The following is a 14547-nucleotide window of genomic DNA, read 5'->3' on the forward strand; positions in this document are numbered from 1 at the left end:
CCAACCTCGGGCCCGACCTACTGCACACGAATCCTTCGTGATCGCTCAACGCCCAGCATGATCCAATTCGATTTTGCGACACGCTTCACTATAGACGCTGGCTTCTGCGACGTCGGATTGCCACTGCGCAAGCCAGATCGACGGCGAGGCTATTCGCTGCGTAATGCATCCACCGGATGCAGACGCGCCGCACGGCGTGCCGGGGCGATGCCGGCGAGCAGGCCGATCACCGCCGACAGCAGCAGGGCCAGCAGCAGAAAACCGGGGGCCAGGCTCAGCGGCAAGGCGGGTACGGCCAGGTGCAGACCGAGCAACAGCAGGCCCATCAGCAGCAGGCCGAGTGCGCCGCCGGCCAGCGACAGCAGCGCGGCCTCGGCCAGGAACAGCCCGAGCACCTGCCGGTCGCTGGCGCCGATGGCGCGCAACAGGCCGATCTCGGCGGTGCGCTCGGCCACCGTGGTGGTCATGATGGTGAGAATGCCCACCGCCCCGACCAGCAGCGAGATGCCGCCGAGGGCGCCGATGGCGATGGTCAGGGTGCCGAGGATGCGGTCGAGGCTGGCGAGCATGTCGTCCTGGGTGGTCAGGGTGAAATCCTCTTCGCCGTGGCGTTCGAGCAACAGCCGGCGCACCCGCTCGGCGAGCTGCGCAGAGCTGGTTCCGGCATTGAACACCAGGTCGATCTCCATCAGCCCCTCGCGGTTGAACAGGCTCTGTGCCCAGTCCACCGGGATGTAGGCGATGTCGTCGAGGTCGTAGCCGAGCAGCTGGCCCTTCTCCTCCATCACCCCGATCACCCGGAAACGCACGCCACCGACGCGAATGCGCTCGCCCAGCGGATTGGCTTCGCCAAACAGCTCGCGCTGCAGCTTGTGGCCGAGCACCGCGTAGGGCGGCGAACGGCCATCGCGCGCCTCGGGCAGGAACTGGCCAAGGGCCAGACGGAAGCGCCAGGCCTCGGCCAGTTGATGACCACCACCGATGATGTCGCTGCGCCGGCTCATGGCGCCGAACTGGATATCGCCGCTGCCCTGGATGATCGGCACCACCGCCTCGACATGCGCCAGATGGCGCAGGGCGTCCGAATCGGCAAGGGTCAGCGGGCGCACGCTGCTGAGGATGCCACCCATGCCGCTGGTCAGGGTCTTGCCCGGGTTGACCGCAATGATGCGCGTGCCGAACTGCGAGAAGTTGTCCAGCACATACAACCGCAGGCCCTCGCCGATTGCCGTGAGCAGGGCCACCGCGGCGATGCCGATGGCCACCCCGAGCAGGGTCAGCAGGCTGCGCAACGGGCGGCTGATCAATGCCGAGGCGGTCAGCCGGAAGCCGTCTTCCCAGCGCATCATGTCCGCGCTCCCGGCGGCCGCAGCGCCTCCAACGGTTCCAGGCGCGCGGCCTGGTTGGCCGGCAGCCAGGCGAACAGCAGCGCCGCCAGCAGGGCCAGTAGCAACGAGCCGGCGCGCGCCCAGCCCGGGGTCTGCAGCGGGATATCCCACAGCTGGCGGCCGAACCAGAGCAGCAGCTCGCTCAGCACCAGCCCGGCCAGGCCACCGGCCAGGGCCAGCAGCGCGGCCTCGCCGACGAACAGCAGGCGCACCTGCCCCGGACGCGCACCCAGGGCCTTGAGCAGGCCGATCTCGGCGGTGCGCTGGTTCACCGCGATCCAGGTCACGTTCATGATCAGGATGCCGGCCACCAGCAGGCTAATCGCGGCGATTCCGGCCAGGGCCAGGCCGAGCGCGTCGAGGATGCCTTCAAAGGCGGCGAGCAGGCTGTCCTGGCTGATCAGGGTGACGTCCTCCTTGCCCTCGTGGCGAGCGGCGATGGTCTCCAGGATCTGCCGCTTGGCGCTGGCCAGGAACTGCGGCCCGCGCACCTCGACCAACACCCGGAACAGCCCCTCGCGGTTGAACAGCGCCTGGGCGCTGGCCACCGGGATGATCAGCATCTCGCCGAAGTCCATGCCCAGCGATTCGCCGCGCTCGCTGAGGATGCCGACCACCCGGAAGCGCCGGTCGCCGGCGCGCAACCACTCGCCGAGCGCCGGCCGGCTGCCGAACAGCTCGCGGCGCAGGGTCGCGCCGATCACGCAGACTGCCTCGGCCTGGTCCAGCGCCATGGCCGGGAGGATCTGCCCCTGAGCCACCCCGAGCTGGCGGATGGCGAAGAATTCGTGGCTAGTACCCAGGGTGAAGGCCTCGCGCGAGCGGTTGCCGACGTTGACCTCGACCTGGCCGGCCTGCAGCGGCGCCACCCGGCGCACGCCGGGCAGGCGGGCGATGGCCAGGGTGTCGCCGAGGGTCAGGTCGCGGGTGGCCAGGCCGGTGATCGGCGGCATGCCGCCGGTGGTTTCCTTGCGTCCGGGCAGGATGCTCAGGGTGTTGTGGCCAAGCAGGGAAAACTCGCCGACGACGAACTGCCGGGCGCCCTCGGCCAGGCCGGTGAGCAGGTTCACCGCGACCACGCCGATGGCGATCGCCAGCAGCAGCATCAGGCTGCGCGAGCGGTGCCCACGCAGGGCGCCGAGCATCAGCCCCAGGCTATCAGCGCCGCGCATCGCCCTGGCCCTGCTGGAGGTCGTCGATGATCCGCCCGTCGAGCATGCTCAGGCGCCGCCGCGCCCGCCCGCCGATGGCGGGGTCGTGGGTCACCACCAGCAGAGTCAGGCCCTCGCCATTGAGCTCCTCGAGCAGCGCCACCACCTCGGCGCCGGAATGGCTGTCGAGGTTGCCGGTGGGCTCGTCGGCCAGCAGCAGGCTCGGCTGCATGACCATGGCGCGGGCGATCGCCACCCGCTGGCGCTGGCCGCCGGACAGCTCGGCCGGCCGGTGGCGGACCCGGTCGCCAAGGTTCAAGCGCTCGACCAGGCGCGCGCTGCGGCGGCGCCGCTCGCCGGGATCGAGGCCGGCCAGGACCATCGGCAGCTCGATGTTTTCCAGGGCGGTGAGGCGCGGGATCAGGTGATAGGACTGGAACACGAAGCCGATATGCCGGCTGCGCAGGTCGGCCCGGCGGTTCTCGTCGAGTGCCGCGGTGGCCTCGCCATTGAGCCAGTATTCGCCGCTGTCCGGCGCATCGAGCAGGCCGAGAATGTTGAGCAGGGTCGACTTGCCCGAGCCGGATGGGCCCATTACCGCCAGGTACTCGCCGGCCGCCACCTCTAGGTTGACCGCGTCCAGGCCCATGACCCGCTGATCACCGAGGACGAAGCAGCGGGTCACCTCGCGCAGGCGGATCATGGCGGCCCCGGCTCCTGCGGGGTCACCGCCACCCCGTCGGCCAGGCCCTCCTGCTCCAGGCTGGCGAGGATGCGCTGGTCCTCGGCCAAGCCATCGAGCACCTCGGTCCAGCGCCAGTTGCCCAGCCCGGTGCGCACCTGCACCTCGCGCAGCACGCCGGCGGCGGGGTCGTAGCGCAGCACCCGCTGGCCCTCCAGCAGGGTCTCGGTGGGGATGCGCAGGGTATCGACATGCTGCTCGAGGAGAATCTCGACGTCGGCGCTGTAGCCGGTGAGCAGCGCCACATCGGCCGGCACTGCGTCGAAGCGCACCTCGACATCGACGGTGCGCGCCTGTTTTTCCAGATCGCGGACGAAGGGCGCGATGCGACTGACCGTGCCGGCGAAACGGCGCTCGCGAAAGGCATCCAGGCTGACCCGCACCGGCATGCCCAGGCCCACGCGCGAGGCGTCCACCTCGTCGATCGGCGCCTCGACATACAAACAACTGTCGTCGATCAGATCGACCGCCGGCGGGGTCGGGATTCCCGGCGGCGAGGGCGTGACGAACTCGCCGACCTCGCCGTTGATCTCGGCGATGATCCCGGCAAAAGGCGCACGCAGCGTGGCCTGATCGAGCAGCGCACGCTGCAGGGCCAGATTCGCCTCGGTCTCGCGAATCGCCGTGGCGGCGGCGCTGCAGGCCAGTTCGGACAGGCGCGCGCGGGTGGCGCTCCGATCGACCTGATCCGCGGCCACCAGCTGACGCTCCTGCAGCTTAGCCAGACGCTGATAGTCGCGGCGATCCAGGCCGGCCTGCAGGCAGCGCTGCTGGCGCTGGTTACGCTGGCCATCGAGGCGCGCCTCGACCTCGCGCACGCGGGCCTGCTGCTCATCCTGACGCAGACGCATCAGTACCTGGCCGGACTCGACCCGTTGGCCTTCCTCGACCAGACGCTCGCTGACCTTGGCGCCCAGGTTGAACGACAGCTGGGTGCGTCGGCAGGCCTTGAGCGTGCCGGCGCGGGTGTTGGCCACCTGGGTCTCCACCGGCCCGCGCTGCACCGCAATCAGGCGCACCGGCAAGGGCTGCGGCCGGGTCCACCACCAGAACGCCGCCACCACGCCGAGCAATAGCAGCACAGCCATCAACATCTTGCGCATCGCACCCTCCCTTCGCTGGTGTTCAGCCTAGGTCAGCGGGAACCACGCAACAATGCGCCAGGTCAGCGAATGCCGCGGTCTGGCCTTTGCCGGCACAGCGGTTCACACTTTCTCTCAACGCAATAGAGGAACGCAGCCATGAGCGCAGCCGAACAACGCCCGCTGGTCGAGCGGGTGGAAATGAACCAACTGCCCTGCTGGCGTGTACGCACCGCCAACGCCGAACTGCTGGTCGCGCAACAGGGCGCGCAGATCCTCAGCTACCAACGCGATGGCGAGCAGCCGTTGATCTGGCTCAGCAAACAGGCCGAATTCGCGCAAGGCCAGGGCGTGCGTGGCGGGGTGCCGGTGTGCTGGCCCTGGTTCGGCGACCTGCGGCGCAACCCGCAAGAGGTGCAGGCGATGTACCAGGGCGGCAGCCTGGTGCCGGCCCACGGCCTGGTGCGGGCGCTCGACTGGCAGCTACTCGGCATCGACAGCCAGGACCACAGCGTGGTCCTCGAATTCGTCTTCAACAGTGTCGAGCAGCCGCAGACGGAATGGCCGCACGCCGCCGAACTGAAGCTGCGCATCCGCCTCGACGACCAGCTGCACCTCGAACTTGAGACGCGCAACCTCGGCGACACGCCTTTGGCCTTCAGCCAAGCCCTGCACAGCTACTTCGCCGTCAGCGATATTCGCCAGGTGCGCGTCGAGGGACTCAGGGGCTGCAGCTACATCGACACCCTGGACAACTGGCTGGAACGACAACAGAGCGACACCCTGAGCTTTCACGGTGAAACCGACCGCATCTACCTGAATACCCCGGCGCAACTGAGCATCGTCGACCCCGCCTGGCAGCGGCGCATCCAGCTCCGCAGCAGCGGCTCAGCCTCGGCCGTGCTGTGGAACCCTTGGATCGACAAGGCCCGCCGCCTCTCGCAATTCGCCGAAGACGCCTGGCAAGGCATGCTCTGCGTCGAGCACGCCAACGTCCTCGACGATCACGTCCTGCTCGCCCCCGGCGCCCAGCACCGGCTCAGCGTCAGCCTGTGGAGCGAAGCGCTGCCGGCCTGAGACGATTAACCGCTGACGGCTTGATTGCCGTCAGCGGCGCTGCGCATAGGATAAGTAAAGGAGCGAAAGTTTCGGGTCTTTCTGTTAACAAAGGCCCGCTATATTGGAACGGTAACTGACAGTTGCGAATGGCCTGAAACGGCCAGAAGCGGTCATTCCGGAATAAAAATAAATCTGTCCCCTTTTCACCGTTGCGCTTGACCCTATTCCCTCCTTCCGGCCACAAGCGCGTACTGATCAAAAATGAACAAGGAAGAACCCCACATGCCCCGCCTGGTTTGGCTGCGCGACCATATGCAACATAGCGACACCCTGGCGCAGTGGCTGCATCAGCAGTTCGCATACGAGTTTATCGAGCAGCCATTGGCCGACTGGCAGCGCGAATTCGCGGAAGGCCAGGGCAACGGCGAATGGCAATGCCTGATCGCCCTGGAGAATGACCAGCTACTTGGCGGTGCTGCACTCGCCGCCAACGACTTGCCCGAACGCCCGGAGCTGGGTCCCTGGCTCGCCTGCGTCTTTATCGCCCCGCAGGCAAGGAAGCGAGGCCTGGCGGAACAGCTGATAGAAGGCATCTGCGCGGCAGCAAAGGCCAACGGCACCACACCGCTGTACCTGCACACCCATGATCGCAGCGACTACTACGCCAAGCGTGGATGGCAGATGCAGGAGTGTTTTCAGGCCTGGGGCAAGGAGCAGTGGTTGATGCTGCGGGATCTTTGAACTTGCCTAGGTTTGAAGCCGAAGGCGGAGAGCAAACCTGAATCGCCCCCATTTCCATAGACAGGTCTGAGCGTCCGCTCTTGGCCGACTCCGGCCTGTCACGACCGGCCGCAGTCGACCTATTGTGCACGCTCAGAAACGTCCACAGAAACAGGGTCGATTCAGAGATCCTCTTCCTCTACCAGCCTCACAGTCCCGGCATCCAGCGCATAGGCCGCATCCGCCAGCTCGTTGCTGACCGGCTCCACCTGCAAGGTGCCGCTGACCCAGAGCGGGGCGTAGATGTCTTCCAACTCGATACCCGCCGGGTAGCGCACCAGCACCAACTGGTTGGGGGGCGGTGGCGGGACGTGGATGCAGGCGCCGGGATAGGGGACCAGGAAGAACAGGATGCTGCGGCCCTGGGCGTCGGTTTCCAGGGGCACGGGGTAGCCGCCCAGGCGGATTGGTTTGCCGTCGAGGGCCGCTACGGTCTTGGTCGAGTACATCACCGCGGGCAGGCGCTTGTCCTGCTGACGGAGGCCACTGGGATCGTAGAAGGTGCCGTCCTGTTCGGGACTGTCGTGGCTGATTTCCGGCATGGCTTCGAGGGCCTGGCGGTCTTCCTCCGGCATCAGCTCGAGCCAGTCGGTTTCCGGCAGCTCGGCGCGGGCTAGGCTGCTCAGGAGCAGGAGGGACAACAGCAGGTGACGCATGGCTGTACTCGCAGATGATCGGGACGCGAAGGACTCAGAGGTTGTGGAAATATCGAGCGCCGTAGCGAGAGCGTCTCCTGGTGTTCGCGGCAAGGCGCGTTAAGAGAAAAACAGGGGTGTTCAGTGAGCTAAATGACCCTGTTTTTCGCGTAACGCAACGCCAGCAGCGGACGTCAGGGGGCGGTCGCAGTAGGCGAGAGTCTCAACCCTTCTTGAGTGCGCCATAGAGTATCAGCAGGACCACCGCGCCGATCACCGCGCCGATGAAACCCGCCCCCTGGCCCGCCTGGTAGATGCCCAGCGCCTGCCCGCCGTAGGTCGCGGCAATGGCGCCGCCGATGCCGATCAGGATGGTCATGATCCAGCCCATGCTGTCGTCGCCCGGCTTGAGGAAGCGTGCAATCAGGCCAACGATCAGGCCGATGAAGATGGTGCCGATAATGCCCATGACAGGTCCTCCAAATAGGTAAGTGTGCCGGGGCGGAGAAACGCCATGGCATTAGGCTATCGGATTGATGGAAGCCGCGGAGGTTCCGTGAAAAGTCGCTGGCGCCCGCTGCAGCCGGCGCCAGAGACCACTTCAGGCCTTGTTGATCAGCGCCTCGACGGCCGCTATCTGCTGGTCCAGAGTGGCGCGATCGGCGCAACGCAGGGTGGCGTGGCCGACCTTGCGGCCGACCTTGAAGGCCTTGCCGTAGTGGTGCAGGTGGCAGTCGTCGATGGCGATCACCTTGTCCACCGGCGGTACTTCGCCGATGAAGTTGAGCATGGCGCTCTCGCCGACCTTGGCGGTCGAGCCCAGCGGCAGGCCGGCGACGGCGCGCAGGTGGTTCTCGAACTGGCTGCACTCGCTGCCTTCGATGGTCCAGTGCCCGGAGTTGTGCACGCGCGGGGCGATCTCGTTGGCCTTGAGGCCGCCGTCGACCTCGAAGAACTCGAAGGCCATCACGCCGACGTAGTTGAGCTGGCTCAGCACGCGCCCGACGTAGTCCTCGGCCAGGCCCTGCAGCGGGTGGTCGCTGCTGGCAATGGACAGGGCGAGGATGCCGCTGTCGTGGCGGTTGTGCACCAGCGGGTAGAAGCGCGTCTCGCCATCGCGGCCGCGCACGGCGACCAGCGAGACTTCGCCGCTGAAGGGCACGAAGCCCTCGAGGATGCAGGGCACGCTGCCCAGCTCGGAAAAGGCGCCGGCCACGTCTTCGGGCTGGCGCAGGACCTTCTGGCCCTTGCCGTCGTAGCCCAGGGTGCGGGTCTTGAGCACGGCCGGCAGGCCGATGCTGGCGGCCGCGGCGTCGAGATCGGCCTGCGAGTGGATGTCGGCGAATTCCGGAGTGGGAATGCCCAGCTCCTTGAACATCGACTTCTCGAACCAGCGATCGCGGGCGATGCGCAAGGACTCGGCGCAGGGGTAGACCGGCACGAACTGGGAGAGGAAGGCCACGGTCTCGGCCGGTACGCTCTCGAACTCGAAGGTCACCAGATCGACTTCATCGGCCAGTTGGCGCAGGTGATCCTGATCGCCGTAGTCGGCGCGGATATGCTCGCCCAGCGCCTGGGCACACGCATCCGGTGCCGGATCGAGAAAGGCGAAGTTCATCCCCAGCGGAGTGCCCGCCAGGGCCAGCATACGGCCGAGTTGGCCGCCACCGATTACACCGATTTTCATGCTTCTACCTCTTCAAATGCCGCAAGCGCCTGCGCGGTACACAGCCCATGGGTGGTGCCCGCGATGCCACGATCCGGCCAGGAATGCCTGGCAGGCCATCACGCCTGACGCGGGTCCGGATTATCCAGCACGGTGTCGGTCTGCTCCTGGCGGAACTGTTTCAGCGCCGCGTGGAACTGCGGGTGCTGGTGACCGAGGATGCTCGCCGCCAGCAAGGCCGCGTTGATCGCACCGGCCTTGCCGATGGCCAGGGTGGCGACCGGAATGCCGGCCGGCATCTGCACGATCGACAGCAGCGAATCGACGCCCGAGAGCATCGCCGACTGCACCGGCACGCCGAGTACCGGCAGGTGGGTCTTGGCCGCACACATGCCCGGCAGGTGAGCAGCGCCACCGGCACCGGCGATGATCACCTGGATACCCCGGCTTTCAGCTTGCTCGGCATACTGGAACAGCAGGTCCGGAGTGCGGTGGGCAGACACCACTTTGACTTCATAGGGGATGCCCAGCTTGTCCAGCATCTCGGCGGTGTGGCTAAGGGTGGACCAATCGGACTTGGAGCCCATGATCACGCCAACCAGTGCGCTCATCGTCGTGCCTCTTTTATTTGGCGCCTCACGGCGCGTCAAAAACCAACAAGCCACGCAGAGGGCGTGGCTTGTCATGTTCGGGTCAAACCCGCGAGCAGGCGGGTTTTAAGGCGGCGCAGTATAACGTAACGACACAAAGAGCGCCCCCCCTGCATGACCGTCCGTCCGCCGGGGCTGGTGCGAGGGGCCGGGGCCTTTCTCTCTGTAGCGAGAGGCAGCCAAAGCGTGCCGCCCGCGCGCCAGCAACCGCCTCGCCGTCATCAGCCGTCGCGCAAAGCGCTGACGCCCCTATCGACGAACGGCCCCCCGACGCCGCCAGTGCGGCAGTGCCGTCGACTAACCTGATACCTGCTTGCAGTTGTTTATCCCGGTAGTCGACTTGTTCAGGGGGCCAACCTTTCCTCGTAGAAATAGAGGGCATCTGAAATGAAAGCGATATCAACCAACAGATGGACGCTGATAGGTCTCTTGGCGCTGGCCCTGCTGGCGCCCAACTGGGCGACGGCGCAGGTGGCCTTCAACCGCATCGTGGTGTTCGGTACCAGCCTGTCCGACCCCGGCAACGCCTTCGCCCTGATCCGCCGTCAATCGACCCCACCCTACGCCAACCTCGACGCGCTGCTGGTGCCTGACGCGCCCTATGCCAGAGGCGGCCACCACTTCAGCAATGGCGCCACCTGGATCGAGCAGTTCGCCCGCCCGCTGGGCCTGGCTGCCAGCGTGCGCCCGGCCTTCGTCGGCGCCAATGACGGTGCGAGCAATTACGCGGTGGGCGGCGCACGCGCACGCGAAGACGGGATCAACGCCAACCTGTCGTTGCAGGTCGATACCTTTCTCTTCGACGCTGGCGGCATGGCGCCGGCCGATGCGCTCTACGTGCTGGAGATAGGCAGCAACGACATCCGCGATGCCCTGGTCGCGGGCCCGGGCGGCGTCACCGTCGTCACCGATGCGCTGGCCGCCATCGGCGCCAACCTCAATGTCCTGTACGCGGCCGGCGCCCGCCACTTCCTGGTGGTCAACGGCCCCAACCCCGGCCTGACACCTGCCGTGCGCACCCTCGACGCGATCAGCCCAGGTGCCATTCAGGCGGCCGGATTCTTCGCGCAATTGTTCAACGCCGGCCTGGAGGCACTGCTGGCGGGCTTGGACGGGGCACCCGGGATCGAGATCGCCCGGCTCGATCTGTATCAGAAGTTCAACGAGCTGGTGGCCGATCCGCAGGCCTTCGGCCTCAGCCAGGTGGAGAACGCGTGCATCACCCCCGGGCTACCGCCCTTCACCTGCCAGGCCGTCGATGACTTCCTGTTCTGGGACGGCGTCCACCCGACCACTGCCGTGCACGCCATCTTCGCCCAGGACACGGCCTTCGCCCTGACCCAGTAGCGGCGCCGAGACAGGCAGCCTGAATCTGCATAGTGAGGGTGGAAAAGGCCGCGCCGTTTTCCACCCGACATGCCCGTGAGTAATCGGGCCCCAGCCGCCCCAGCGTTTGCAGGCGGGCCATCCCTGGCTGGCCCAACGGGGCGGTCCAAAGACCTGCCACAAGGCCGCTGCAGCATTGGGCTTTGCGAATGCGCATAACCCCGACTTACCAGGGGACACCCATTAGCCGGTCAGCGCCCTGCCATTGCTCTGCACTGGCCGCACTTTCGGGTTTCGCCCCTGCGGCGAGCTACGTCTTCTTTGCCCCGCATCGGCGTCCGGTGCAAAAATCAAGTAACCAAGAAGGCCGCACACCGCACATCCGGCCCTGGCGGCGCCGGGGTTTGCGAACACCGGCTTCAACGCCTGCGCATCACCCCTGATCGAGTCGGCTCAGCATCTGCCGGGCGACAACCTGAACCGAGTGTCAGCTGCAGACCGATCCCCTGTTTCGGCAGCAGCCCGAAACGTCAGTGAATTTTTCCCAGGAGCGGCAGATAACGCCGGTCAAATCCAATCCGCCCATCTTCGCGGTATGCTTCTTGCCTTGTTTCATTGCCCAAACCCTGCGGATGCCGCCGATGTTGCATGCCCACCTGACCACCCTCCACGTGGTCTCGCTGATCCTCGAACTGCTCGCCGACCAGCCTGACTCGACCGAGGCCCTGCTGGCCGGCAGCGGCATCCAGGCCAGTGACCTGGCGTGTGGCGAGCAGCGCATCACCCGTACCCAGGAACTGCAGGTGTGCGCCAACGCCCTGACCCGCCGTACCGACCTCGGCCTGGAGCTGGGCCGGCGCCTGCACGTGTCGTCCTACGGCCTGCTCGGTTACGCCGCGCTGTCGAGTGCCACCTTTGGTGACGCCTGGCGGCTGCTGTTGCAGTATCCGGCCCTGCTCGGCACCTACTTCAAGCTGGACCTGACGGTAGAGGGCGAACTGGCCTGGGTCAGCGCCGCCGAGTACCGCCACGAGCCGGCGCTGGAACAGTTCAACGTGGAAATGTGCCTGGCCTCGCTCAAGCTGACCTGCGACGACTTGCTTGGCCAGCCGCTGCCACTGGCCGCGGCGCAGTTCAGTTATCCACAGCCGGCCTACGTCGAGCGCTATGCCGCGAGCTTCGCCTGCCCGCTGCAGTTCGACGCCGCACGCAACGCCTTCGCCTTCCCCGCCGAGTGGCTGCAGCGGCGCCTGCCGCTGGCCGACCCGGTCACCCACCTGGATATGCTCGACCGCTGCCGCAGGCAGAATGCCGAATTCACCACCCGCCAGGCTTGGCTGCAGCGGGTGCGCGAGGAGCTCGCCAGTCACCTGGCCGAGCCGCCGGGGCTGGAGCAGCTGGCCCAGCAGATGCACTGCTCGCCGCGCACCCTGCGCCGCCACCTGCAGGAGCTCGGCACCCACTACCAGGAACTGCTCGACGAGCTGCGCTTCGAACGCGCCAAGGCCCTGCTCGGCCAGGAGGACTGGCCGATCTGCCGCATCGCCGAGGAACTGGGCTTCAGCGAGAGCGCCAGCTTCCGCCATGCCTTCCAGCGCTGGAGCGGGGTGGCGCCGAGCCATTTTCGCGGCTGAGCAGGCGCTGTGGCCGGCAAATTTGGCCACTTCGATCCCCTATTGGCCATTACCAGCGTTTTCCCAGCAGCCGGCACGGCGAACAATGACTCCCACAACAAGACGCCTGGGAGCCACCTGCACATGCTGACCTACTACAGCGACGATCATCACCTGCACCACGGCAGCTGCGAGCTGATCGACGGCAAGCTGATGCCTTGCTTCGAGAAGCCGCAACGCGCCGACCACATCCTCGCGCGGGTCAAGGATCGCCAGCTCGGCGAGGTGCGTGCGCCCAGGGACTTCGGTCGCGCGCCGATCGAACGCGTCCACAGCGCCGCCTATCTGGACTTCTTCCAGGGCGCCTGGACGCGCTGGCAGGCCCAGGGCGGCAAGGGCGACCTGCTGCCCTACACCTGGCCTGCGCGCACCCTGCGCCAGCAACTGCCGACCAGCCTGCATGGCCAGCTCGGCTACTACAGTTTCGACGCTGGCGCGCCGATCACCGCCGGCACCTGGCAAGCCGCCTACAGCGCCGCCCAGGTGGCGCTGAGCGCCCAGGCCGAGATCGCCGCCGGCGCCCACAGCGCCTTCGCCCTGTGCCGGCCGCCGGGTCACCACGCCGCCGGTGATGTGATGGGCGGCTACTGCTACCTGAACAACGCCGCCATCGCCGCCCAGGCCTTCCTCGACCAGGGCCGGGCCAGGGTGGCGATCCTCGACGTCGACTATCACCACGGCAACGGCACCCAGTCGATCTTCTACGAGCGTGGCGACGTGGTGGTCACCTCGATCCACGGCGACCCGGCGGCGGAGTTCCCGTTCTTCCTCGGCTACGCCGACGAATGCGGCACGGGCGCCGGCGAGGGCTGCAACTTCAACTACCCGCTGCCGGCCGGCAGCGACTGGGCCGCCTGGTGCACGGCGCTGGAGCAGGCCTGCCAACGTATCGCCGAGTCCGCCGCCGAGGTGCTGGTGGTGTCGCTGGGGGTGGATACCTTCAAGGACGACCCGATCTCCCAGTTCAAGCTCGACAGCCCGGACTACCTGCGCATGGGCCAGCGCATTGCCGCACTCGGCCTGCCGACCCTGTTCGTGATGGAGGGCGGCTACGCGGTGGAGGCCATCGGCGTCAACGCGGTGAACGTGCTGGAAGGTTTCGAAGCGAGCAATTCGTAGGCTGGATGACGCTCTTCTCATCCAGCCCGCGCAACTCCCACGCGCCCGAGCGCGGTGGACAGAACCACAATAAGATTGGAGTGACCTCGATGAACAGAATCACCCAGCTATTTGCCGCGACCCTGGTCGCTACCGCGCTGTGCGGCGCGGTCCAGGCACAAACCCCGGAGAAGCAGCGCGAGCTGCGCGTGTTCAACTGGGCCGACTACATGCTGCCGTCGGTACCCAAGGAGTTCCAGGCCAAGTCCGGCATTCAGCTGACCTGGGACGTGTTCGACACCAACGAGGCGCTGGAAGCCAAACTGCTTACCGGCAACTCGGGCTACGACCTGGTGGTGCCGACCAACACCTTCCTCGACACCGAGATCAAGGCCGGGGTGTTCCAGAAACTGGACAAGAGCCAGCTACCGAACTGGAAGCACCTCGACCCGGCACTGCTGGAGCTGATGACGGCCAACGACCCCGGCAATGAACACGCGGTGCCCTACATGTACGGCACCGTGCTGATCGGCTTCAATCCGGAGAAGGTCAAGGCCGCACTCGGCGAGGAAGCCCCGGTGAACAGTTGGGATCTGATCTTCAAGGAAGAGAACGCCGCCAAGCTCGCGCAGTGCGGGGTGACCATGCTCGACTCGCCGGGCGAGATCCTGCCGATCGCCCTGCATTACCTGGGCCTGGACCCGAGCAGCACCAAGGCCGAGGATTACGACAAGGCCACCGAACTGCTGCTGAAGATCCGCCCGCACGTGCGCTACTTCCACTCGGCCAAGTACATGAACGATATCGCCAACGGCAACATCTGCGTGGCCATCGGCTACTCGGGCAGCTTCTACCAGTTCGCCAACCGGGCCAAGGAAGCCGGCAACGGCGTGGTGGTCGACTGGCGCCTGCCCAAGGAAGGCGCACCGCTGTGGTTCGACTCCTTCGCCATCCCGGCCAGCGCCAAGAACGTTGACGAGGCCCACGCCTTCCTCGACAACCTGCTCGACCCCGAGGTGGTGGCGCCGATCAGCGACTTCCTCGGCTACCCCAACCCGAACAAGGACGCCATGGCGCTGGTCAGCGCAGAGATCCGCGACAACCCCGACCTGACCCCGACCGCCGAGGCACAGAAGACCCTGTATGTGCTCAAGCCACTGCCGCTGAAGACCGAGCGCCTGCGCACCCGCGCCTGGACCCGGATCAAGTCGGGCACCTGAGGCCGCGTTTGCAGCGCCGGGAACACGCAAGCCCCTCTTGCCTGCAGGCAGAGGGGCTTCGTGGCTGAAGACCGCAC

The 14547-nt window shown here is 66.7% G+C and carries 14 protein-coding genes; 6 read left to right on the top strand and 8 right to left on the bottom strand.

Annotated features, from left to right (window positions below; translation table 11 throughout):
- Nucleotides 1-149: 149 nt before the first annotated feature.
- Genes LJY18_RS05580 through LJY18_RS05595 form a run of 4 tightly spaced genes read right to left on the bottom strand, consistent with a single transcriptional unit; the run spans nucleotide 150 to nucleotide 4384 of the window.
- On the bottom strand, nucleotides 150-1346 hold the full coding sequence (locus LJY18_RS05580; protein WP_330872719.1) for an ABC transporter permease: 1197 nt from the start codon (nucleotides 1344-1346) through the stop codon (nucleotides 150-152).
- On the bottom strand, nucleotides 1346-2560 hold the full coding sequence (locus LJY18_RS05585) for an ABC transporter permease (RefSeq protein WP_238040788.1): 1215 nt from the start codon (nucleotides 2558-2560) through the stop codon (nucleotides 1346-1348). Before LJY18_RS05585 ends, LJY18_RS05580 begins: the two co-directional genes overlap by 1 nt.
- Nucleotides 2547-3242 (bottom strand): ABC transporter ATP-binding protein, encoded by a 696-nt coding sequence (locus LJY18_RS05590; protein WP_238040789.1) that lies wholly within the window; start codon nucleotides 3240-3242, stop codon nucleotides 2547-2549. Before LJY18_RS05590 ends, LJY18_RS05585 begins: the two co-directional genes overlap by 14 nt.
- Nucleotides 3239-4384: an efflux RND transporter periplasmic adaptor subunit gene (locus LJY18_RS05595; protein WP_238040790.1), complete on the bottom strand. Its 1146-nt coding sequence runs from the start codon at nucleotides 4382-4384 to the stop codon at nucleotides 3239-3241. Before LJY18_RS05595 ends, LJY18_RS05590 begins: the two co-directional genes overlap by 4 nt.
- 138 nt (nucleotides 4385-4522) lie before the next feature.
- Between LJY18_RS05595 and LJY18_RS05600 the strand changes: the two genes are divergently transcribed.
- Entirely contained in the window at nucleotides 4523-5440 is a 918-nt protein-coding gene (locus tag LJY18_RS05600; protein WP_238040791.1) for a D-hexose-6-phosphate mutarotase, read from the top strand.
- Nucleotides 5441-5704: 264 nt separating this feature from the next.
- Nucleotides 5705-6163 (top strand): GNAT family N-acetyltransferase, encoded by a 459-nt coding sequence (locus tag LJY18_RS05605; protein WP_238040792.1) that lies wholly within the window; start codon nucleotides 5705-5707, stop codon nucleotides 6161-6163.
- Nucleotides 6164-6324: 161 nt separating this feature from the next.
- Here LJY18_RS05605 and LJY18_RS05610 read toward each other — a convergent pair whose 3' ends face one another.
- The 4 genes from LJY18_RS05610 to purE all read right to left on the bottom strand — a co-directional run bounded on the left by LJY18_RS05610 (nucleotide 6325) and on the right by purE (nucleotide 9114).
- Nucleotides 6325-6858, bottom strand: a complete 534-nt coding sequence (locus tag LJY18_RS05610; RefSeq protein WP_238040793.1) for a DUF3299 domain-containing protein — start codon at nucleotides 6856-6858, stop codon at nucleotides 6325-6327.
- 202 nt (nucleotides 6859-7060) lie between these two features.
- Complete coding sequence (locus LJY18_RS05615) at nucleotides 7061-7306, bottom strand: GlsB/YeaQ/YmgE family stress response membrane protein (protein WP_238040794.1); 246 nt, start codon at nucleotides 7304-7306, stop codon at nucleotides 7061-7063.
- A gap of 132 nt (nucleotides 7307-7438) precedes the next feature.
- On the bottom strand, nucleotides 7439-8524 hold the full coding sequence (locus tag LJY18_RS05620) for a 5-(carboxyamino)imidazole ribonucleotide synthase (RefSeq protein WP_238040795.1): 1086 nt from the start codon (nucleotides 8522-8524) through the stop codon (nucleotides 7439-7441).
- Between the two features lie 98 nt (nucleotides 8525-8622).
- A complete protein-coding gene (gene purE / locus LJY18_RS05625; RefSeq protein WP_238040796.1) occupies nucleotides 8623-9114 on the bottom strand; it encodes a 5-(carboxyamino)imidazole ribonucleotide mutase in 492 nt (163 codons plus the stop codon).
- A gap of 426 nt (nucleotides 9115-9540) precedes the next feature.
- Here purE and LJY18_RS05630 point away from each other — a divergent pair, with 426 nt between their 5' ends.
- The 4 genes from LJY18_RS05630 (at nucleotide 9541) to LJY18_RS05645 (ending at nucleotide 14470) form a co-directional block, all read left to right on the top strand.
- Nucleotides 9541-10500, top strand: coding sequence for an SGNH/GDSL hydrolase family protein (locus tag LJY18_RS05630; RefSeq protein WP_238040797.1), 960 nt, complete (start codon nucleotides 9541-9543; stop codon nucleotides 10498-10500).
- Between the two features lie 620 nt (nucleotides 10501-11120).
- Nucleotides 11121-12113, top strand: coding sequence for an AraC family transcriptional regulator (locus tag LJY18_RS05635; RefSeq protein ID WP_238040798.1), 993 nt, complete (start codon nucleotides 11121-11123; stop codon nucleotides 12111-12113).
- Nucleotides 12114-12236: 123 nt separating this feature from the next.
- The gene (locus LJY18_RS05640) at nucleotides 12237-13271 is read left to right on the top strand and encodes a histone deacetylase family protein (RefSeq protein ID WP_238040799.1); all 1035 of its coding nucleotides are present in this window, start codon (nucleotides 12237-12239) and stop codon (nucleotides 13269-13271) included.
- 89 nt (nucleotides 13272-13360) lie between these two features.
- Complete coding sequence (locus LJY18_RS05645) at nucleotides 13361-14470, top strand: polyamine ABC transporter substrate-binding protein (RefSeq protein ID WP_238040800.1); 1110 nt, start codon at nucleotides 13361-13363, stop codon at nucleotides 14468-14470.
- The last annotated feature ends 77 nt before the right edge of the window (nucleotides 14471-14547 follow it).

Source organism: Pseudomonas sp. MMS21 TM103 (assembly GCF_022132145.1).
In the GTDB taxonomy this organism is placed as follows: Bacteria; Pseudomonadota; Gammaproteobacteria; order Pseudomonadales; family Pseudomonadaceae; genus Aquipseudomonas.